This window comes from Exiguobacterium sp. s152, assembly GCF_018618335.1.
Classification (GTDB): Bacteria; Bacillota; Bacilli; order Exiguobacteriales; family Exiguobacteriaceae; genus Exiguobacterium; species Exiguobacterium chiriqhucha.
Genome location: NZ_JACSLX010000012.1, coordinates 1 through 21,249, shown reverse-complemented (window position 1 = coordinate 21,249; position 21,249 = coordinate 1). Strand labels below are relative to the sequence as shown.

The 21,249-nt window shown below is 42.6% G+C and carries 24 protein-coding genes and 2 pseudogenes; 5 read left to right on the top strand and 21 right to left on the bottom strand.

The genetic code is table 11. The annotated features are described in order from the left end of the window. Positions 1-59: 59 nt before the first annotated feature. Genes KNP72_RS14435 through KNP72_RS14415 form a run of 5 tightly spaced genes read right to left on the bottom strand, consistent with a single transcriptional unit; the run spans position 60 to position 3,640 of the window. On the bottom strand, positions 60-731 hold the full coding sequence (locus tag KNP72_RS14435; protein WP_214720051.1) for a response regulator transcription factor: 672 nt from the start codon (positions 729-731) through the stop codon (positions 60-62). Further along, positions 728-2,044, bottom strand: a complete 1,317-nt coding sequence (locus KNP72_RS14430; protein ID WP_214834139.1) for a sensor histidine kinase — start codon at positions 2,042-2,044, stop codon at positions 728-730. Before KNP72_RS14430 ends, KNP72_RS14435 begins: the two co-directional genes overlap by 4 nt. Positions 2,045-2,096: 52 nt before the next feature. After that, positions 2,097-2,426, bottom strand: a complete 330-nt coding sequence (locus tag KNP72_RS14425; protein ID WP_214720053.1) for a hypothetical protein — start codon at positions 2,424-2,426, stop codon at positions 2,097-2,099. Continuing rightward, positions 2,410-2,904, bottom strand: a complete 495-nt coding sequence (locus KNP72_RS14420; protein ID WP_214720054.1) for a hypothetical protein — start codon at positions 2,902-2,904, stop codon at positions 2,410-2,412. Before KNP72_RS14420 ends, KNP72_RS14425 begins: the two co-directional genes overlap by 17 nt. A 37-nt stretch (positions 2,905-2,941) precedes the next feature. After that, a complete protein-coding gene (locus tag KNP72_RS14415) occupies positions 2,942-3,640 on the bottom strand; it encodes a cytochrome c biogenesis CcdA family protein (protein WP_285222577.1) in 699 nt (232 codons plus the stop codon). A 226-nt stretch (positions 3,641-3,866) separates the two neighbouring features. Here KNP72_RS14415 and KNP72_RS14410 point away from each other — a divergent pair, with 226 nt between their 5' ends. Next, entirely contained in the window at positions 3,867-4,586 is a 720-nt protein-coding gene (locus tag KNP72_RS14410) for a peptidoglycan DD-metalloendopeptidase family protein (protein ID WP_214834136.1), read from the top strand. A 62-nt stretch (positions 4,587-4,648) separates the two neighbouring features. On the opposite strand, the gene KNP72_RS14405 is transcribed toward KNP72_RS14410, so the two are convergent. From KNP72_RS14405 to KNP72_RS14395, 3 genes are all read right to left on the bottom strand, one after another. Beyond that, positions 4,649-5,530 carry an IS3 family transposase gene (locus tag KNP72_RS14405; RefSeq protein ID WP_353048463.1) on the bottom strand — a complete coding sequence of 294 codons (882 nt, stop codon included), beginning with the start codon at positions 5,528-5,530 and terminating at the stop codon, positions 4,649-4,651. Next, complete coding sequence (locus KNP72_RS14400) at positions 5,494-5,682, bottom strand: hypothetical protein (protein ID WP_214834133.1); 189 nt, start codon at positions 5,680-5,682, stop codon at positions 5,494-5,496. The genes KNP72_RS14405 and KNP72_RS14400 overlap by 37 nt, the downstream gene beginning before the upstream one ends. Before the next feature lie 385 nt (positions 5,683-6,067). After that, the gene (locus KNP72_RS14395) at positions 6,068-6,295 is read right to left on the bottom strand and encodes an Lrp/AsnC ligand binding domain-containing protein (RefSeq protein WP_214686849.1); all 228 of its coding nucleotides are present in this window, start codon (positions 6,293-6,295) and stop codon (positions 6,068-6,070) included. A 60-nt stretch (positions 6,296-6,355) separates the two neighbouring features. Between KNP72_RS14395 and KNP72_RS15920 the strand changes: the two genes are divergently transcribed. After that, on the top strand, positions 6,356-6,583 hold the full coding sequence (locus tag KNP72_RS15920; RefSeq protein ID WP_270810937.1) for a PRD domain-containing protein: 228 nt from the start codon (positions 6,356-6,358) through the stop codon (positions 6,581-6,583). A 228-nt stretch (positions 6,584-6,811) separates the two neighbouring features. On the opposite strand, the gene KNP72_RS14385 is transcribed toward KNP72_RS15920, so the two are convergent. The 8 genes from KNP72_RS14385 to KNP72_RS16055 all read right to left on the bottom strand — a co-directional run bounded on the left by KNP72_RS14385 (position 6,812) and on the right by KNP72_RS16055 (position 13,167). Continuing rightward, positions 6,812-8,185, bottom strand: a complete 1,374-nt coding sequence (locus KNP72_RS14385) for an MATE family efflux transporter (protein WP_251129041.1) — start codon at positions 8,183-8,185, stop codon at positions 6,812-6,814. Positions 8,186-8,312: 127 nt separating this feature from the next. Then, entirely contained in the window at positions 8,313-8,966 is a 654-nt protein-coding gene (locus tag KNP72_RS14380; protein ID WP_214834126.1) for a hypothetical protein, read from the bottom strand. 74 nt (positions 8,967-9,040) lie between these two features. Continuing rightward, the gene (locus KNP72_RS14375) at positions 9,041-9,283 is read right to left on the bottom strand and encodes a heavy-metal-associated domain-containing protein (RefSeq protein WP_051627724.1); all 243 of its coding nucleotides are present in this window, start codon (positions 9,281-9,283) and stop codon (positions 9,041-9,043) included. A gap of 142 nt (positions 9,284-9,425) precedes the next feature. Beyond that, entirely contained in the window at positions 9,426-9,701 is a 276-nt protein-coding gene (locus tag KNP72_RS14370; protein WP_029336165.1) for a glutaredoxin family protein, read from the bottom strand. 14 nt (positions 9,702-9,715) lie between these two features. Continuing rightward, positions 9,716-12,175: a heavy metal translocating P-type ATPase gene (locus KNP72_RS14365; RefSeq protein WP_214720056.1), complete on the bottom strand. Its 2,460-nt coding sequence runs from the start codon at positions 12,173-12,175 to the stop codon at positions 9,716-9,718. Positions 12,176-12,193: 18 nt separating this feature from the next. Next, positions 12,194-12,409 carry a heavy-metal-associated domain-containing protein gene (locus KNP72_RS14360; protein ID WP_029336168.1) on the bottom strand — a complete coding sequence of 72 codons (216 nt, stop codon included), beginning with the start codon at positions 12,407-12,409 and terminating at the stop codon, positions 12,194-12,196. A 45-nt stretch (positions 12,410-12,454) separates the two neighbouring features. Next, entirely contained in the window at positions 12,455-12,913 is a 459-nt protein-coding gene (locus tag KNP72_RS14355; RefSeq protein ID WP_034781861.1) for a CopY/TcrY family copper transport repressor, read from the bottom strand. Positions 12,914-13,026: 113 nt separating this feature from the next. Further along, positions 13,027-13,167: a thioredoxin domain-containing protein gene (locus KNP72_RS16055; RefSeq protein ID WP_353048004.1), complete on the bottom strand. Its 141-nt coding sequence runs from the start codon at positions 13,165-13,167 to the stop codon at positions 13,027-13,029. A gap of 974 nt (positions 13,168-14,141) precedes the next feature. Between KNP72_RS16055 and KNP72_RS14345 the strand changes: the two genes are divergently transcribed. Continuing rightward, entirely contained in the window at positions 14,142-14,381 is a 240-nt protein-coding gene (locus KNP72_RS14345; protein ID WP_058765841.1) for a hypothetical protein, read from the top strand. Positions 14,382-14,569: 188 nt separating this feature from the next. On the opposite strand, the gene KNP72_RS14340 is transcribed toward KNP72_RS14345, so the two are convergent. The 5 genes and pseudogenes from KNP72_RS14340 to KNP72_RS14320 all read right to left on the bottom strand — a co-directional run bounded on the left by KNP72_RS14340 (position 14,570) and on the right by KNP72_RS14320 (position 18,929). Next, a complete protein-coding gene (locus KNP72_RS14340; RefSeq protein ID WP_029336171.1) occupies positions 14,570-14,920 on the bottom strand; it encodes a hypothetical protein in 351 nt (116 codons plus the stop codon). Between the two features lie 32 nt (positions 14,921-14,952). Continuing rightward, positions 14,953-15,339 (bottom strand): annotated as a pseudogene (locus KNP72_RS14335) (DUF6036 family nucleotidyltransferase); the annotation flags it as partial. 59 nt (positions 15,340-15,398) lie between these two features. Further along, a pseudogene (locus KNP72_RS14330) lies at positions 15,399-16,943 on the bottom strand (IS3 family transposase). 90 nt (positions 16,944-17,033) lie between these two features. Then, positions 17,034-18,182, bottom strand: coding sequence for a YncE family protein (locus KNP72_RS14325; RefSeq protein ID WP_214720058.1), 1,149 nt, complete (start codon positions 18,180-18,182; stop codon positions 17,034-17,036). A gap of 357 nt (positions 18,183-18,539) precedes the next feature. Next, positions 18,540-18,929 carry a QcrA and Rieske domain-containing protein gene (locus KNP72_RS14320; RefSeq protein WP_251129040.1) on the bottom strand — a complete coding sequence of 130 codons (390 nt, stop codon included), beginning with the start codon at positions 18,927-18,929 and terminating at the stop codon, positions 18,540-18,542. Positions 18,930-19,274: 345 nt separating this feature from the next. On the opposite strand from KNP72_RS14320, the gene KNP72_RS14315 reads away from it, so the two are divergent. Both KNP72_RS14315 and KNP72_RS16050 read left to right on the top strand, forming a co-directional pair. Then, the gene (locus tag KNP72_RS14315) at positions 19,275-20,939 is read left to right on the top strand and encodes a multicopper oxidase family protein (RefSeq protein ID WP_214720059.1); all 1,665 of its coding nucleotides are present in this window, start codon (positions 19,275-19,277) and stop codon (positions 20,937-20,939) included. Between the two features lie 71 nt (positions 20,940-21,010). Further along, positions 21,011-21,163 carry an AbrB/MazE/SpoVT family DNA-binding domain-containing protein gene (locus KNP72_RS16050; RefSeq protein WP_214720060.1) on the top strand — a complete coding sequence of 51 codons (153 nt, stop codon included), beginning with the start codon at positions 21,011-21,013 and terminating at the stop codon, positions 21,161-21,163. Positions 21,164-21,249: the final 86 nt, after the last annotated feature.

Below are 21,249 nucleotides of genomic sequence, written 5' to 3'. Positions count from 1 at the left end.
CGATAAACAAGAGAGGAACGGTTTTTTAACCGTTCCTCTCTTGTCTTCTTTCTCCTTATTTAAGGAACCCACTTGTAACCAATTCCCCATACTGTGCGAAAGTGTTCTTCAATAGGAAACTCGAGTTTCCTAAGCTTTTCTCTTAAGTTTCTTACATGAGAATCGACCGTTCGTTCATCTGTCCACTCATTTGCTAACCATAAACTTGAGAGCAGTTCCTCTCTTGAATAGACACGTTCTGGATTTTTTAATAATTTAGCAAGTAATGAAAATTCTTTTGGTGTGACTTTGACTAAATGATTATCGTAATACAGCTCATGGGCGTCTTCATTTAAGATTAGACCCGACGATTCGATTTTTGATCCTGAAGAAACTGTAGTTCGTCTGAAAATCGATTGAATTCTTGCCTTCAATTCCGCCTCGTCGAACGGTTTCACAATATAATCATCTGCTCCCAGTTGTAATCCTTTTACGATTTCTTCTTTTCCGTCGAGTGCTGTCAATAAAATGACTGGTACATTCGAAACTTCCCTTATCCTTTGACAAGTCTCAAAACCATCCATTAAAGGCATCATCACATCCAATATGATTAAGTCAGGCTCATCTACATCAATCAAGTTCAATATCTCTCTTCCGTTGTTCAGCTTAATACAGGTATAACTGTCTTGCAGATAGAGTTCAATCAGTTCTAACATTCGATTCTCATCATCTACTAAAGCAATGGTTCTCATCCTGGAATCCCCCTCAAGTCAATGACAACCTTCAACCCGTTTTCTACATTAATAGCTACGATGGTCCCTTTGTGCGCTTCAACTATTTCTTTCGTGATAGCCAGACCGAGCCCAGTACCTCCTGTTTCACGATTTCGTGAAGAATCTACTCGATAAAAACGATCAAAAAGATACGGGAGTGAATGTTCATCCACACCACCACCTTCATCCGTAACTTCAATAAAGTTTTCATCAAGTTTTAAAAATACGCGTTTGTTCGCATGTGTATATTTTAGCGCGTTATCCAGTAAATTTAAGAGAACCTGATCGAATCTAGCTTGGTCTATCTCTTTGTAGATGGGAGTTTTATTAATTTGAAGAATTAATTTCACTTGTTTCTCCTCAAATTTAACAATTATTCTTTCACTGATCTGTTTTAAGAAATCATTCATCTCTGTAATCTGAGGATCTATTTGAAAATGTGGCTCTTCCAATCTAGCAAGTTCAAACAAATCCTCAATCAGTTCTTGAAGTCTTTCGGATTCCTCATAGATAATATCTCCAAATCTCGATTCGTCTTTTTTGAGGAGTCCTGCATATCCCTTGATGTAGGTAATCGGCGTACGCAATTCATGTGTGATTGAAGTCAGAAATTGCTTTCTTGTATTTTGAATGTGACGTAAATCAACAGATAACTTAGTGATCGCTCGTGCTAAATCTCCTACTTCGTCGCTTCTCTCAGCTTCTCTGATTTTCAGCACCTCGCCTTTACTTAACTTTACCGTTGCCTCTTTCATTGATAAAAGTGGCTTTATAATGATATAACTCAAAAAATAAACACTTACTAATAGAAAAAGTACTAACAAGAATATAGAGAACACTACTTGTTGTTTCAATTCCCCCATCAAATGCTGTATATACTTCGTCGGCTCTAACATGATTATTTGACCGCCATCTTCAATATTACTCACCGTCACTAAAAATTTGCCTTCTCTCCAATTACCTTCTACGATTCCATCCTTTTTTTGAATCCAATCCAGGTTCAAAAATTGTTCAGCGTCGTTAGATGAATCGACGACTTGATTATTTTTGTCTAAGATAATCACATCAGTCATCGCCTTTTCCTCCATTAAAACAACGTGTTCAACTGTTTGCTTGTCGAAGTTAGTGGAAAGAACATCTCGATGACTATTGCCTCTCTCTTGAAGGCTCTCCAGTTCACTTTCTACTTGTTGATGCTCAAGAATGTTGTATACAATAGCAGATGAGAGAATGAAAATCATGAGAATCCCGAAAAAATAAAATAACGTTATTTTAAATGAAAGTTTATTCATAAAGTACCTTTCTCATTTAAGATGATTACATATAAAAACAAACTGTTGAGATTTAGAAAAGAAAGTATTCTTCATTTAGGCGATACACAAAAGAGCTTTTATCATTTGATTCTTTTAAAAGGACAATTCCTTGAATATTGCTCCACAAATAATTAGCGAAATCATAATCACTAAAAATAGCCTCACGAGTAGAATGCGTCATGAAACATTCTATTTTTGTAATCGTATACATTCCCTCCGAATCACGTTGATAATCGAAAGAAAAAGAACCCTTTATATTAAGCCTTTGAGCAATTATTGCTACGCACTCCTCTAAAATCGAGTTGGCAAACACCTCGTATGAAAGAACAGTATCTTGGTACCGTTCATACTCTTCTCTCATAAAAACAGCAAATCACTTCATCAGATCGATAATCGATATATGTATCAATTTTCCCCAGCTTTACACCTTCAGGCGCATTCTTTATTAGGTCAAAAGAGTAAGTAAAGGTATTACCTTGAACCGAAAATGAATCATGAAGTATTGTTTTATCCAAATCAAAGGATGTTATAAACATTACGTTATTTTCTCTCATTTTTAACTTGTGTTTCGATAGCGTAGTTGCTTCTTGTTCGCTTAAAGGAATAATCCAGCCTATTTTTTGAGAAGTACAATATTCAATGAGATTACTAATATACCCTTCTTCTGATTCTTTTTTTGAAAATGAATCAAAATATTTAAAATCAGGAAGTAGCTTTCGAACCCATCCTTCTTTTGAAGAAATATGAATATCTATACCTGAGGGTTTAAGTTGTTTTATGTTCTCCATCACTTTCCAGTTTTCCTCTACTCCCATTATCAGGACATTTTTACGAAACATTTACGATGCATCTCCTCTTGAAATAGAAAATAGAGCGTCAGAACCCTCTAAACCCTGTAAAATCAATCAATATTGTAGTTAGTTTCGTTAGACCATCGAAATACAATATGATACCTAATAAAATCATAAACCCTCCACCTATTTTTGTAACCTTTGAAGAATACTTCATTAAATATCTTGATTTCCCGACCAAAAACGACATTAAGAAAAATGGAATGGAGAAACCTAGAACATAAAAGAGCATATATAAAAATCCATTACCAGGATTTGTGGCAATCAAAGCAATAACTCCAGCGAGAATTGGTCCTGTACAAGGAGTCCATCCAGCAGCTGATCCGACTCCGACCAAAAACGTTCCGATATAGCCACGCTTTCTTGTTCCTAAGTTCAATCTTCGCTCTTTAAGTAAAAATGTTGGAGTCCATAGACCAGTTAGAATAACACCAAATATGAATAAAATAAGTGCACCGCTCATCCGTAAAACATCTTTATACACTATAAAAAAATCAGCCAAGTATGACGTTGAAAAACCCATCACTAAAAATACGCTCGAAAATCCAAGTAGGAAAACTAATGTATGGGGAACTCCATTCCAGTTCCACTTTTCATTTTCTTTTAACTCTCTAACTGAAACCCCTGTAATGTAAGATAAAAAAACGGGATATAAAGCCAGACAACATGGCGAAATGAAAGATAAAAACCCTGCCCCAAAAGCTAACAAAAAAGATAATTCCATCAAATTCCTCCTACACACAAAAAATAAATCTATTTTTTGGAATATTTATAAAAAAGAAATGCGTTTAACTTTTATCATAAAATCCGTTTGTGAAAAAACTATGCATTTTTTGATTAAATCTCTTGTCAATTTTTGAAATGAATTTGATATACTTTTTTGTAATATAGTGATGCTATACTCCTTTTAACAAATCGTTCGTCACTGTATCTTTAAAGGAGTACAACTAATGAAAAACAAGGTAATACTTATCGCTTCTAGTGTCTTACTCACAACAACTTTTTCGATGCATAGTCCAAAAGTCGAAGCAAGTAGTGCATATAACATAAAAGTGAAGACAGACGATCTTCGTGTTCGGACTGGTCCTTCTCTCAATCACAAAATTGTCGGCATCACTAACACTGGGCAGACCTTTTCTTATTTAGGAAAAAAAGGAGCTTGGACAAAAGTACTTTACAAAGGAAACACACGGTATATCTATAGTTCTTACCTAAAAAAATATAAGAGCCACGTTGCCAAAAAAACATCATATAATAACTCTCTTTTTGCTTCTCCTACAGAAGGTCGGCTGACCCAAGGATACGGAAACTCTAATGGTGCTTACGGTTATACATTCCATAATGGCGTTGATCTAGCTGCAGCAAAAGGCACACCCGTCTACGCCTCTGCCAGTGGAAAAGTCATTACATCTAAAAACAGCGGTGCATACGGTAAACACGTTATGATTTCACATAGTCTACAGAATCAAAAATACGTAACCGTTTATGCTCATATGAACAGCCTTTCGGTAAAAAGTGGTCAGACAGTCTCTAAAGGTATGAAGATTGGAACAGTTGGGAATACAGGAAACTCGTTCGGAAATCATTTGCACTTTGAGATTCATAAAAACAGTTATAAATACAGCAGTTATTCTGCAGCGAATAGTGTCAACCCAATGAACTATTTGTAACCTAAAAAAAAGAAAAGATTAGACTGACCTAGCTATATGAGACACTAATAAAAATACCTTGATTAGGCTACCGCCACACCATATTTTATCGGTGTGAGGTAGCCTAATTTTTCTTGGATACGTTCTTCGTTGTAGTAAGTTAAGTAATTATTCACCCGCTCACGCACTTCATAGTCGCTTAACGAGTTGAACTTGACGTACTGGAACACCTCAGACTTCAAGTTCGAATGAAACGATTCGATCACCGCATTATCCCAACAGTTGCCTCTTCGAGACATGCTGCTCGTCAGATACTTCCTCTTTACGAAATCTTGAAAGGCATATGATGTATAGACACTTCCTTGATCTGAATGGATGATAACCCCTTCGGGATTGTTCCGACTCTCCAACGCCATCCTTAACGTATCGATGACGAGGGGCGTCTGTTGATGATCGTATAGCTTATAGGCAACAATCTCATTGTTGAATAGGTCGATGATCGTGGAGAGGTACTTCGTCGTGCCCCCGTATTGGATGTAGGTGATGTCCATCACCCACTTCTTATTCGGTCTACTGGCAGTGAAGTCTCGCTTGAGAAGGTCAGGGGCGATGACGATACTCTCACCCTGAGACTTCCATTTTCGTTTGGGTTTGATCCGACACTGGAGATGGTGCTTCTTCATGATTCTCTGTACGGTGTTCCGGTTTGCTGCCAATTCATAGGTTTGTTCTAACAGGGCCTTTATCTTTCGATGTCCATATCGATACTTTGTAAGCTTACATACTGCGACGATTGTTTGCTCTAGCACCGAAGGGTGCTTCACCGGTTCTCTGGCCCAACGGTAATAGGTTGCCCGCGGAACGTCTATCACACGTAGGATTGTCGTGACTGTATATTTGCTCCTCAGGAGCTCTACAACCTTTAGGACTACTTCTTTCTCAACTCTCTTTCGATCTCCATGAATTTTTTTAAGATTTCGTTCTCCGTCTTCAGGTGGGATAGTTGACGCTCTTTCTTGTCATCCTCGCTGGCGGAATCAGGACCGAGTCCGTAGGTGTACTGCTTCCCGATCGGTTGGCCGAATCGATAAATTTCATTGGACCGATACCATCTCATCCATGTGTGAATCTGGAATTCATTTTTGATTCCGTGTTTCTCCATAATCTCTCTAGTCGTCAACTCACAACTTAGTTTGTCTCTCACCACTGCCCACTTCACTTCACTTCACTTCACTTCACTTCACTTCACTTCACTTCACTTCACTTGAATATACGTTTTTGCCCACGCAAAAACACCTCCGATGCCAGCACTTTTTTAAAGTGGACCACTGCGAAGGTGTTTTTATATTGTCTCAAAAATTTAGGTTAGCCCAAAGTTAGATTTTTTTATGTCCAATTTTTATGGGGCAGTTCACAAGAATTTGAGCTTTTTCATAGAATTAAATGATTTTTCTAAGGTGTTTAACTGTCTCTATCAACTTTTGTACAGCTAGCGATATATTTTATACGTCTTTTATTGGCGAGAGACGCCGCTTGATTTCGTTGATAGACAAGTAAAGCGTATAATTCCCGTATTCAAGAATCGAATTTAGAAAGAGATTCAGTTCTTCCTGAGATGTCACTTTTATTTTTAGGTGGTAACATCCTTCTCCTGATACACGATGGGCTTCCACTACTTCTTGGCGCTCGTTTAGAAATTGAATAAACTTCTCATGATTGGACGTTTTCATAATGCTTACAATATTGAAACCGATGAAGAAGATATTCGTTATTCATGATTCATCACACATGTGAAATATTTCGCTGAACGCTTTTATGCTGGAAAAATATTGAATGAAGAATCCGATCAACTATTTGAACAGATTGCGAACATTTACCCAAAGGCCATGAATGGTTCATTCAAAGTACGGGACTACCTTAAACAGTTGCACGGTGTGACAATTCCTAATGAGGAACTAGCTTATCTAGCCGTTCATATTCATCGACTGACAACTAATATGGATTTGAATAAACAATAACTTTCTTAATTACCTGGTTCTTTTTGACGAAGACCAGGTTTTTTCTATACTGAACAAAAAAATATCCATTTTTTATAATCGAGCAGCTATAGGCCGCATGACATATGTGTGTTTTTCACCACTGATTCGATTTCTTTAGGTCGGCGTGACGGGCTCCTTTAATAACTTTTTCAGAAAAGATAAAAGGAAAGAACAACTTTGCTCTTTCCTACAATTTCTAGCCCAGTGTTAGTAATTATTTATACATCGCACGTCTTCATGCTTGGTTTGGGGATGACAGGGTTTCTGTGGTTCGGATTCCGCTACAATCCAACGCCCTCGGCTGAATTGAATCCAAAGGACGATCGCCTTAAAGATGATGTCTAGACCGATGGCGATCCACACTCCTGCAATGCCCATCTGCATCTGAATCGCCAATACATATACTGCCCCAGTCCGGATCACCCACATACCGATCGTGGTCAGATACATTGGAAACTTCGTATTGTTCGCTCCTTGGAATCCACCGGTCAATACAAGGACGACTGCTAGGAAAGGCTGGAAGACCGCTGCTATTTTTAACGCGACATCGATGTCTTTGATGACTTGGGGATCGTCGGTGAAAAGTGAACCTGCCCATCCTCCGAAGAAGAATAAGACGACCCCGAATAAGGACATGAAGCCCATCGCCATGAACGTGCTCAATCTGGCATATTCTTTGGCGGTCTCGTGGTCTCCCGCTCCGATGTTGCGACCGACGAGAATGGTTGCTGCTGTCGCGAAACCATATGCCAACATATAAGAGAACACCTCTAGATTCCCTGCAATTTGATGCGCGGCGAAGGTGTTCGTCCCGAGTACCACGATGAATCCGAAATACACGATCTGTCCGGCTCTCATGACCAATCGCTCGATAGCCGCCGGGCTTCCAAGGTTCACGAGCTCCAACTGGTGTTCGAGATCCGGTCTCCAGAAATCTTTCCTGAAGGCGATCACTTCCGTCTTACGAATATAGTTCATCAATAAGAGCGTCCCGACGAGCCGGGCGATGACGGTCGCGAGTGCCGCTCCGACGAGACCAAGTTCGGGGATGATCCAAAAACCGAAAATCAACATATAGTCGAGCACAATATTGACGACATTGATGACGATGCTCACCTTCATCGGTGATTTTGTATCTCCCGCACCTCGTAAGATACTACTGAGCACAAACATCAATGCCATCACGATCGATGGGATCCCGACAATTTTGAAGTAGGTGCTACCAGCTTCTAAAACGTCATTCTCCACCCCCATCAACCGCAGGAGAGGCTCAGCGAAAAATAGCGTCACGACCCCAAAGGTCACCCCGACCACGACAGATAGGACGATGGCCTGCTGCGCGATATGTCTCGCGCGCTCGATTCGTTCTGAGCCTAAGTTATTGGCGACATAAACGTTTACTGCCACACCGATTGCCATAAAGACAGCAAAGTAGATGGCGAGGATGGCATTCGTCACTCCTACCGCTGACACTTCTGCTAGGCCGATTCTTGAGACGAACAGCGTATCGACAAATCCGAGCAACGTTTGGAAAAAATTCTCGGCAACCGCTGGTAACGCGAGTAGAAGGATGAATTTCATCTTGGTTTTTCGATCACCATGAGTGTCCAGCCGCTCACTTTCTATCATCTGAGTCCTCTCCTTCGAAAATTATGCTTACAACGATTACAGGAAAGCGACCCAACGAGGAACCATGGGTCGCTCATGGTCAATCTGAGACACGAATGACGAAAGGATAGGTGTGCACAGTCCAATGGAACTGGAATTCGGCCCAGACCTTGTATAGGCCAGGTTTATGGAAGACCGTCTCAAATTCCGTCGTATCATGAGAAGAAGGATGCACATGGATAAACTGTTCTCCGGCTTCATCCAAGATGACGACATGACCAAGTGCTCCAAGGTATGGCTCCGGGTTACTTTCTTTGGTGTCATAGCTGAAGACAGTCGGGACATGCGCTTTTAAAGAGTCAATCGACAGCTCGACGGTATGACCTTCGATCGTCTTCGTCAGACGCTCATCCACTTTAAGTGACGATTCGATAGAGGAAGAGGACTGATGATCAATCTGTAAGTGAACCGGCTTCACTTGATATGCCAGTCCCTTAGGCTGAATATCCACGAAGAGTTTATACGCCCCTGCCTCAAGTTGGACGGGTTGCTCGAATCGACCCTCACCCTTTTTAAACGGATGGAGGTGTCGGTACTCAGTTAGGTCTTCGTTCACGAGAATCAAATGGAATTCCTTTTCATGGCTGACTTCGAGTTCCGGGGCTTGCTGATGTTGATCCTTTAACTCGATACTGATTTTCCCGAATTCATATTTAGCTTCTACAGACACTTCATTTCCCGTCAAGTTCTTCATATGATGATGTCCATGGTCTTTCACGTTTAACACTCCTTTGTGTAGTCCTTGATCGCACCGTCACTCGACCTCCATTACTTGCAGCAAGAACAACCGATTTTAACGGTCGCCTCCGTTACCTCGTAGCCAGTCTCTTGAATTGCGGTTTCAATCTCAGAAAGTGTGAGTTGGCTTTCATCGAACGTCACGTCCACCTCTCCCGCCGAAAGATTGACCTTCACTGATTCAATACCCGCTAACTTTCCAACGTGTCCTTCAATCTTATTGATACAAGATCCACAAGACATACCCGCTACCTGAAATGTTGATTTTTTCATTATATGTTCCTCCTGATTATTTAATTACCATACATGGGTAGGGTGTAAAAGTATCGATTTTTTTACACCCTCGCCACCTTATGTTCGTGTCCCTCATTGCGCGACACGCTTTCAACAGGTTCTGAGAGTGAGCTATCGTTGCTTATCGTAGCAATGTTAGAATCTCTTCTTTGTTGTTCTCGAAGCCAACAAAGTACTTCACTACTCTTCTTTTTCTGAGCATCCCTTTTTTGTAGAAGACAAACAGTGGTACGATTCGATTCCCTGATATCGCTACCATTTCTTGTTCAAGGTCAAGGTTCACACCCACATCTTTGTTCACATAAGAGACTGAGATTGTTTTTAAGTATTTTTTGGCATCCTGACAATCTGAACACGTCGGACGCGTGTAAAGTTCGAGCTGTAGATCTCTATCCATCCCAATTCCTCCTTTTATTTGATCATCGAAGGCTGGAATCGTTTCAAACGGAGTGCGTTCACCAGGACCGAGACTGAGCTTAAACTCATGGCCGCTCCAGCAAGAATCGGGTTCAATAAGGGCCCACCAAGTAGATAAACAATCCCCATCGCAAACGGGATACCCATGACATTATAGGCAAATGCCCAAAACAGGTTCTGTTTAATATTGCGGATGGTTGACTTGCTCAATTCGACAGCTGTAGGTACATCCATCAAATCGCTTCGCATCAAGACGATGTCTGCGGATTCGATCGCAACGTCAGTACCCGAACCGATCGCGATTCCGATGTCTGCTTGGGCCAAGGCTGGTGCGTCATTGATTCCATCACCGACCATTGCGACCTTCTTCCCTTCGGCCTGTAACTTCTTCACTTCGTTCGCTTTGTCTTCAGGTAACACTTCACTCAGTACCCGATCGATCCCGACCTGTCTCGCAATCGCCATGGCCGTACCTTTGTTGTCTCCGGTGATCATGGCTACTTCGATACCCATTCGTTGAAGTTTCTGAATGGCTTTACGACTGTTTTCTTTGACGGTGTCTGCGACAGCGATGATCCCTGCGATTTGTTGGTCAATCGCGATATACATCGGCGTCTTGCCTTGGTGTGCGAGTTTGTCTGAAGCGCCTTCAAGGACATCCAGTGAGATGCCGCGGTCTTTCATCAATTTTCTGTTTCCGGCAAGCAAGACTTTTCCGTCGATCAGGACTTCGATCCCGTGCCCTGGGATGGCTTCAAAACGATCGATATCCATGACACGCATCATTCTGTCCTCTGCCGCTCTTACGATTGCTTCGCCCAATGGATGTTCAGACCCTTTTTCAGCGGAAGCGGTCAAGCGTAACAACTCATCTTCTTGATGTCCATTCACTGTCACGATATCTGTCACTTTCGGTTTTCCTTCAGTGATCGTCCCTGTCTTGTCGAACACGATCGTCTGGACTTTATGGGTCGTCTCCAAGGCGCCGCCACTCTTGATCAACACACCATTCTCAGCACCTTTGCCCGTACCCACCATGATTGCTGTTGGTGTGGCCAAACCTAGTGCACAAGGGCAGGCGATGACCAGTACTGAAATCGTGATCGTCAAGGCGAAGAGGCCGGTCTGACCGCCTAAATACCATGCAATTCCTGAAAGGATCGCGACGACGATGACAATCGGTACAAAGTATCCGGAGATGATATCGGCCAGTTTTGCGATAGGAGCTCGAGAGCCCTGTGCATCCTCGACCAATTTGATGATTTGAGATAGCGCTGTATCCTTACCGACTTTCGTGGCTCGGTATTGGATGATCCCGTTCTTGTTGATGCTGGCACCGATGACTTGAGCACCCACATTTTTTTCAACAGGGATACTTTCACCGGTCAGCATGGATTCGTCTACAGACGTATTACCTGATAGAACCACGCCATCCACCGGAATCTTCTCACCAGGCTTTACGATAACCGTGTCGCCGACGATGACTTCGTCGATTGATACTTCTAACTCTTGTCCGTTGCGGACGACCTTTGCCGTCTTAGGTGCCAGTCCCATCAATTTTTCAATCGCTTCGGATGTTTTACCCATCGACCGGACTTCAAGATATTTACCTAATGTGATCAGCGTGAGAATGACTGCGGCTGTCTCATAGTAGAGGCTATTCACGTATCCCTCATAACCTGAGAGGATAGCCATGGTGGCACCGACGCTATAGAAGAAGGCTGCGCTCGTCCCTAGGGCGACAAGTGAATCCATATTCGGATGCCCTCGGAACAATGTCTTAAATCCGACGGAGAAGAATTTCCATCCGAATAACATCACTGGGATGGTCATCATGAGCTGCAAGACAGCGAACAATTCTGGGTTCATCGTTGGATGCAATGCCATCGGTAGGGGTAGGCCGATCATATGCCCCATCGCCACATAGAGTAATGGAATCGTGAAAATCGCCGACCCTACAAATCGGTTCCACATCGATTGAATTTTTTTCAGTTTCTTTTCTTTCTCGGTATCTTGACTATCCGCTGATTCTTGATCTTCTCTTGCCTCATATCCGGCGTTTGCCACCACTCGGATGACATCTGATACAGTCACCAGCTGAGGATCATATCGAATAACTAATTTTTCTGTCGCCAAGTTCACATTCGACTCAGTCACACCCACCATTTTCCTCGTGGCCTTCTCAATCGTCTGCACACACGAGGCACAAGTCATCCCTGTGATGACAAATGATCTTTGCTCGGTCTCGGTTGAGGCCTTGTAGCCAGCCTTCTCGACGGTCGTCTGAATATCCAGCGGCGAGATTTTCGTCTCATCGTAATGAATGCTCAATTTCCCAGTCGCTAGGTTGACGTTGGAGGTCACTACGCCAGGCAATTTTTTTGTTGCTTTTTCAACTGTCTGAACGCAGGACGCACAGGTCATCCCTTCCACGGCAAATGTCTTACTCTCCATATCGTCTTACCTCCATTATTATTGGGCTGATTCGACTTCGTAACCGACCTCGCCCACAACTTCTTTAAATTCATTCACATCTAGTCGTGTTTCATCGTACTTCACTTTTGCGATGCCTTTCTTTAAGTTGACTTTCGCACTTTCAACCCCATTCAGACCTTCAAGTGCTGACTCGACTTTGTTGACACAATGAGCGCATGACATACCTTTAATCGTTAAAATCGTTTTTTTCATCTTGAGTCTCCTCCTATTCACTACATTCATGACATCATTTCAAACTCAATGTCTGGATCCACAAGAATGGTCCTGACATCTGCATTGACCCGGGGTACAGGTGCATGGAATGTCCTCCACCGCTTCACTTTCCTTCATCTCAAGGATTTTTTTGAGATTCTCGATATCCTGTACACTCAGTGTCGCCTGTGTGATCATCGTTCCGATTGTGTTCCCGACATCCCTGTCACAGATATGATCGAGTAGATCGTGTAACGTCTCTCTGATGACGTCACCTTCAACGACGTTCGCGGAGTAGATGAATTTCTTCCCCTCGGCCTCGGTTGAGAGCATCCCTTTTTTCACGAGCCTTCCAATGAATGTCTTCGTCGTCGCAGGCTTCCAGCTCATCTTCTTTTCCAATACCTCGATGATTTCTTTACTGGTCACGTGATTTTGGGCCCAAACGATACGCATGACTTCCCATTCTGAATCCGTGATTTGTTTTTCGACATGTTCAGCCATTTGTCTAACCTCCAAATTTTAAGTTTACAATCGTAAACGTTTTGTTTGATTTAAGTTTACAATCGTAAACGTCGTCTGTCAACCATTATGTTTTTGGGTTCGCTATTCAGTCTTCATTGGCTATATTCTTGTCTAGAAAACGCATCTGGATATCCTTCAGCAACGCTTTCAAATAGTAGTGCGAGCTGACGGCATCCCGGGCACCAATAGGTGGTGAACTTTAAGACTACAGGCTGCGTAGAGTGATTAACCATTTGCAAATCAGATAATTGAAATTTCGAAAGCATTTTTTCTCCTCTCTTTTCGTTTACGTTTGTAATCGATTTAAATTTACAACTGTAAACTTTATTTGTCAATCTATATATTCGTGTCCATTTTGTATGTTTCTTTAAGCTTATTGTTTCTCTCAAAACACTAATTCGATTCGTACTTAGTTGGGTCGTATTTATTTTGAACTCATACAGCTTTAAATTGTTAACTACTGTCATCTCTTATATGATGTAATAAAACAAAGTAGGAATTGTCTTAAGCGTTTTGTTGCTTAGTCGCTAGGATTAAATAGATGATTCGACTACTAGCTTACTATTGAGACATTCTCATAAGTAAAAAGTGTAGGAAGGTATACATTTCGACGTCGAAATGTATACCTTCCTACACCACAAAGTGCCAGTTTATGAGTGATTTTTTTTATAACAACTTGTATTTAAATGATTTAAATATAGGAACTACATATGCTGTATACAAAATAATAACCAAATGAGGGATTAGAATTGGAATCAAACGAGACCAAGGTGACGTCATTCCGCGTGTCACAAGAAGTGAAAGAACATATTCAGCGTTTAATGGAGCAACGTCAAATATCAACCAACCAATTATTCGAGCAATTAATATCATTGGCCGATAAACAGTCACCGGACCCCTTAGTCGTCAAGGAGAACGAATCACTCGACTAGAAACGCAACAAAAAGAACATGAGCGAATCAACGCGCGATATAAAAATACCATTCATGACCTTGAACAAAGCGTAATTGCAGAAGCTGAACGACTCCAAGAAGAGTATGAGCGAAAGGTGTCGTCACATGAAATTGCACTCACTCAATTACAAGATCAAATCAACCAACTAATCGCTGAAAAGAGAATCGTTGAAGACGCATTGGAAACAGAACGTGTGTCTAACAAAGAAGAACTAAAAGAGCAGAAAAAAACAGTTTTTCATCTAGAAGGAGACATGAAAAAGCTAGAAGATGAACGTAGCCAGCTCTATCGGCAAAATCAAAGTCTTATGGACGCTGTCGACGACTTAAAAGCTCGTACACGCCGTCTTGACCAGCTTGAAGAAGAGAACCAGAAACTGCACTTAGAAGTCCAGCTCCTCCGTCGAGAGAAAGAGACATTCGAGAACCGGTTACAGGAACAGGTCGAGCTCGCGGTCCTGCGTGAGCGGAGCACCCAACAAAATAAACAATGATACGAAAAGGGTACTAGGTTGAGTCAACCAGTGACTGAATCTAGTACCCTTATATTTATTACAAAGTAAGGATTTAACGGTTTGAAGAAATCGTCTGATACATGTTCAATGACTTGACCAAAGATGCTTCATTCACACGTAGAATCATAACCTCATGAGAGTATAAAAAATGACTCCGCTTGGTCCAATTAAGATTTCACCTGCAATCCACGCACCTTGAATCGATTACGCTTTTCTTCTAATTTCACTTTCATATCTACCGAGAACGTATTTTCAGGAGTGTTGTAGGCACGCCGTGCTGCCATACTAAGCATTTTTGCCACATCCTCTGCCCGGTCGTCCTGTAAATCATGCAGTGAAGATCGAACATACTGGCGAGCCATTTCTCGGTCACGTAGCGATTCAGGGACCGATACATGACGACTTAATGCCAGGGCCAATTGAGCCGTCTCTAAGCGATAGCTTGTCCCGCCTGCCTGCATACGATTCAGTTCATCCGCTAGCTCGCTTTGCAGAAGTACATGATTACTGTCTGACATCGGTCACCCTCCTCTACTCTTCTTTTGATTTATTATATACCCTTTTCCTGAAAAATTCGACTCAAGTCATGCACGTTACAAAATGGATCGTCCCACGTCATGTTTGCTTTGTATTCCTCTACAAGGTCGAGAAGTTTATCTTTATCGCAAAGTGCCAATAGATTCGTTTTTTCGAGATCCTCTAGATCCTTTTGGCGAGAGGAGAAAATCTTGGTACATGCTAAAAGTTCAATGTCGGGGATATACACATCAATCGCCTCGAACAGCCCTTCAATCTTATGCCGGAATTCATTTTCCCTAAAGTCTTCACGGGGTGGGAACTGAATCACCCCTTCGACAATTTCAATTTCATATTCATGAAGCGCCTCTTTCAATTCAGGTGTCACGACGCCCTCCGTCACGCGAATATCAATATCTCGCGTCGGACGATACTGAACTGCCCCCCGTCAAGTAGACAGGGCAAATAATGAAAACCGAACTAGGCGGCTTGAGACCTGTATTCGACAGGGCTCAAGCCGTTTAGCCGTTTCTGGAAACGGTCATGGTTGTAGAACGATATGTAGGTCTCGATGGCCGATGTGAGTTCGCTATAGGCCTGAAACTCACGCAGGTAGTACATCTCGACTTTCAGGGTACCCCAAAAGCTCTCGATCGGGGCGTTGTCGATGCAACGTCCGACCCGGGACATGCTGTGGGTCAGTCCCGCGTCTTCCACCATGCGTTTGAACCCTCTCGAGGTATATTGGCGCTATGAATCATCGGACGCGCTCCTGTGCGGAGCCCCGTGATGGCTGGCATCATCGTCTGGAAGACGAGAACGTTGTTGTTGGACTTTCCGATGCGATAGGCGACGATCGAGCCGTCGTACAGGTCGATGATTGCGCTCAGGTATGCCTTTTTCCCGGCACCATATTTAAACTCGGTGACGTCGGTGCACCATTTCTCGTCCGGTCGGGACGCGCTGAACTCTCGGCCACGTGCTGCGGCGTTGACTTCTTATGCTTCTTCCGCTTCCGCCGGATGACCGATTGGATCCCATGGATATGCATCAAGCGATAGACTCGCTTTTCATTGAACAGGGACAGTCCTTGTTGTCGGCGCAACCGGTTGATCGTCATCGTGATCCGACGGTACCCGTATGTGCCGTTCGCCTGGTCATAGAGTAGACGGATGTCCTCCAGAAGCTTCTCGTTCTCTTCTTGACGCACCGGTATGGTGCGATTCAACCATTTGTAATAGGCCGCCCGTGAGATGCCGGCGACTCGACAGAGGAGCACGATCGAAAGGGCCTCCTCTTCGTTCAATTCTTTGATGGCGATATATCGTTGCTGTAGCCGTACCTGGCTGATTATGACCTCCTCTCGATCTCCTCTAACTTTTTTAGAAACAAGATGTCCGCACGAAGAAGTTCATTCTCAAGCTCCATTTGCTGGATACGGCGCTTAAGCTTCTCTTCTTCGCTTAGTTCGTCCTCTGGCTTCGTACGCCCACGGCGGTCCACGAGCGCCTCTGCCCCGCCCGTGTCATACTTTTTGATCCAGCCATAGACCTGGGCATAGGACACCTGAAATTGTTCCGCGGTCTGCTGGTAGTTGCGTCCATTCTCCAAACAATATTTCACGATCTCAAGGCGCTCTTCGAATGTAGTTTTTCTTCCTTTTGTCATAGCTCGATCCATCCCTTTTCTCGAATCTGTTAACTCGCTATGACTAGTATACTTCTTAATCCATTTACGAAGAACAGACCAATCACTGATCTGATACTTGGAGAGTACCTCCATTCTAGTGAACCCATCGAGATAGTCGCGGACGGCCGCGATTTTCAGTTCCTTGGTGTAAGATTTCCATGCCTTCGATTCCTTCAACGCATCGATCCCACCGGTATCGAATTTCACTTTCCACACCTGGAGGGTGTGCCTAGAGACGCCATGAGCCTCCATGATTTCTTTCCAAGTATATGTTTCTTCTTCCATCATGCGCAGCGCACTCAATTTTTGTTCGATCGTATGCCGACTTCTCGCCATAAAAAACACTCCCCAATAGAATAAACAGATTTGTTATTTCATCTGTCTACCTATTGGGGAGCATATCAATGTGGGCAGCGGGGCTTGGCGTTATTCTGTTATGCTGATACCATTTGGAACACCTTTCACTTCGATCGTTTCGATTACCTTGTTTTGCCCTTTGTCGATGATTGACACTGTATCTTCAAACATATTGGTTACATATACTTTCTTATTGTCCGGACTGGTTACGACTCCGTGCGCCCCTTTTCCGGTTATAATTTCAGCAGTTGCTTTCCTTAAGGCAAGTTCAATCACTGTGACGGAGTTAGATGGAGCGTCTTTTGTACCCTGGTTTGCCACATAGGCAAATTCATCATTTACATCAACATAAACCTGTGCCGGACCCACGCCAACTTCGATTTTTTCAACCTTTTCAGTCTCAAGGTCCACTACAGCCAACGCATTTTCAGCATTTAAAGTGGCCACAAGGGTTTTTCCATCCGATGTGACACCTGCAGTAACGGGAACTGCACCGACTTTGATCCGTTTTTCTTCCTTCATCGTTTCTAGGTTCACCACACTGACTGTGTCTTCTCCCATGTTCGCAATATAAGCCTTCTGGCTATCGGCTGAAATCCTGAATCCATGAGGGCCTATTCCTGTCTCTACCGTATTGACAACCTCGTAGCTTGCCATATCTATGACAGAAATATTGTTATCCTCATTATTCGTCACGACCGCAAAGTTCCCGTTCTCAGTAAATACGATGTGGGCAGGGTGATTTCCTACTTCAACTTCCTTGATTAGTTCATCACTTTCCACATCAAAGAAAAGCGCTTTTCCACTATTCCCCTCTCCGTGGCCGCCCTCTTCTTCATGGCTTTCATCCTCTTCGTCATGGCCGCCTGTTTCCGGTACAAGGGTTGCACCAATGATTTTTCCATCTGGAGATACTTGGACATTATGAACAGAACCTTCCAGCTCAATCGTATTTATAATTGTGTTGGTTGCGGCGTCAATTTTGGAAATGCTTCCACCTTCATTTGCAGTATAATAATATTGGGCAGCTGTATTCCCAGCCATTTCTTCAGTATTCTCCCCTTCTTGCTTCTCATTTTCTCCCACTGCTGCAACAAGCTCCTTTTTGTTGGGGCCTTCATCAACTGCATTGTTGCCTGAACTACACCCTGCTAGTACAACTCCCAGAACTCCCAGCATTAATAGAAAAATAAATATACTCATTTTCACTTTATTCATGTAAAGCTCCTCCTTTATCAATGTAAGGCAATCATAACAGCTAATTTTTGTACCAACTGTGATATATTTCACTTGGCAAATAAAAGGTTTTTAAAATCGTACAATTTGTTGAAATCCATTAAAACTGCATATTCTGCCTATAAGATAGAAGGTTTTCAAGTCATAAAAAAAGAACATGGCCTGCATTAAGGGCCTGTTCTCTAGGGGATATTTGTAGTTGCTCATTTAAAGTAAAGACCAGCCAGTCCGGCGGCCGCAACTACTAGTGACCAGAAAATAAGGAAAGCGAACGGCGAGAGTTTTTTTCTTCCTTGCTTTTCCTTTTGATTCGAACAGCATGCCATAGAGCACCTCCATTCACTTTTTCCGCTTTTCCCTCACCATAGGACTGAGAATGGCAATACAAACATTTTTATCCTCGATAAAGGATTCAAAAACATCCAACGACCTTGGTGGAGGCCCTCCTACATTGATTCCCTGCTCATCATACTTGCCTCCATGACATGGACAATAAAACTCGACTCCTTCATTTTCCTTCATGGACACTTCTGCGTTTCCTGCTGCACAGCCCAGATGTGTGCAGATAGGTGACATAATTAACAGGGAATTATCCTCCTTGTTTTTATTGATATACAAAAACCCTTCCATTTCCTGTTCAACCCACGCATCCTGAACCGTTGTTTTATAAAACACTTTTTTGGGAAAGTCACCTTTCTCCAGTTCACTGAGCGGGCCCAGGCTGGCCATTGCACTAGTATCCACTTTCTCTCTATTGCTGCACGCAGATAAACTGAGGGAAGAACTGATATAGCAAATAGACCCGCTGCTCCTTTAAGGAACTGGAAATGAATGTTCCCCTATTCACCTTTTCCATTTTAACCACCCTCCTATTTAACTTTTAATGTTAACCCTTAAGTTTGCAGAAATTTCATGCTTTCTAAAATATAGGCTTGGTTAAATTATGGAGACTCTGTTAACTTTCATATTTTAACTGCGAAAATGTAGTGAATGAGCTATTTTAATCATTTTTATCCATACTTTCTGCAACATTTTTTACTATTATTAGGATGAAAAACAACAGGAGGTATGGTTATGAAAAGAAAATTGCTTGCTTTGTTTGCATTTGCTGTCCTTTTCCTTGCTGTCCTTTTCCTTGCTGCCTGTTCCAGCCAGCAGAGCGGCGATATGGAAGGCATGGATCATGGAAATACGAAAAAGGAAGAAGGAACTAAAAATAAGGTTAATCCTGAAAAGGTTGATGGTGCTCAAACTGTAAGTTCCGAGACACTTACAGGGAACGAATTTACCATTGTTGCCAAAGAAGGAACACATCAGTTGAATGATCGTGTCAGTGTTAATGCCCTTGCTTTTAACCGCTCCGTTCCCGGCTCCCAGATAAGGGTAAAACAAGGGGAAAAAGTCAAAGTGAATTTGAAAAACGAACTTTCTGAACCGGTTTCCATCCACTGGCATGGAATTACTGTTCCAAATGAAATGGATGGAATTCCGGGGGTAACCCAAAATGCGGTTCAGCCTGGTGAGTCCTTCACTTATGAATTTACGCCTGAGGATCCGGGAACCTATATGTACCATACGCACCAAAACGCTGTAGAACAAATGGATAAAGGCCTCTATGGGGCCATTATTGTCGAGCCTGAAGAAAAAACTTATGATCGCGACTATACCTTGATGCTTGATGAATGGATGAGCAATCCCGAAGAGGAAAGCGCCGAAATGGAAGGTATGGAGCATAATAATATGAATAACAATGAAGAAGCAGAAGGCGAAAGCAACATGGACCACAGCAATATGAGTTCCGAAGCAGGCAATGAAGAAGAAAGCAAAATGGAGGGCATGGATCAAGGCGGCATGGGCGGCATGGGCCATGACATGAGTGCTTATGATATCTTTACGATAAACGGTAAAAGTGGGGATAGCATTGAGCCGCTGATGGTGAAAGAGGGAGAAAAAGTCCGCCTCCGTCTGGTCAATGTGGGTTTTATGTCCCACAAAATCCATTTGCATGGACATAAATTTAAAGTGGCTGCCATTGATGGGCAAGAGTTGAATGAACCACAGGAAATTAAGGATCAAGTAATCTCTATAGCACCAGGCGAGCGTTACGATATAGAATTTACGGCTGATAACCCTGGTGAATGGTTCATTGAATGTCATGGTGACATGGAAGGCACAGCAGGCATGAAGACTCTAATCAAATATGAAGATACAGAAGGGTCCACTGACACTTCTAACCAGGAAATGCAGCTCCCAGAATTTAACTATATGAATTACGGTGTGTTTGAAGATGCTGAGTTCACACTCGAACAGGATTATGATGTTGAGTATACAATGGATCTTAATACAAAAATGGATGGAGAGGGGCAAGTATTTACCATCAATGGAAAGACCTTTCCTGAGACAGACAATATTAATGTTAAAGAAGGAGATCTTGTAAAAGTTACTTTAACCAACAGTTCGATGATGGACGACCACCCAATGCATTTGCACGGACACTTCTTTCAAGTCCTGAGCAAAAACGGCAAGCCGGTTGAAGGCTCTTCAATCATTAGGGATACCATAAATTTAAAACCGGGAGAAGAAGTTGTCGTAGCATTTAAGGCAGACAATCCTGGTAACTGGCTATTCCATTGCCATGATTTGCATCATGCTACAGCCGGTATGGTAAATATGGTGAAGTATGACGGCTTTACACCAAGTTTTACACCAGATCCGGATGCAGGCAATAAGCCTGAATAACAGGGAGATACTGCCTAAGCCCTCCTTGGGCAGCTATCCTTTCATAATAAATCGAATGAAAGGGCTGAAGTATGGCCATTTTAAAGAAAATCACAAAAAGCGGACAGGTTACCATTCCCAGTCACATTACCAAATCAATAAGAATCGAAAATGGAGCATATGTGTTTATTTACGAAAAGAACCGCCGAATCATTATTAAAAAGACCCATCACGATAAGACTTGAACTGAGCCCCGTAAAATGGACAGTTTAATAAAAAGCCCACGTTTTCTATGCGGCGATCAGATGGCCCCGATATTGTTCCGGGGTCA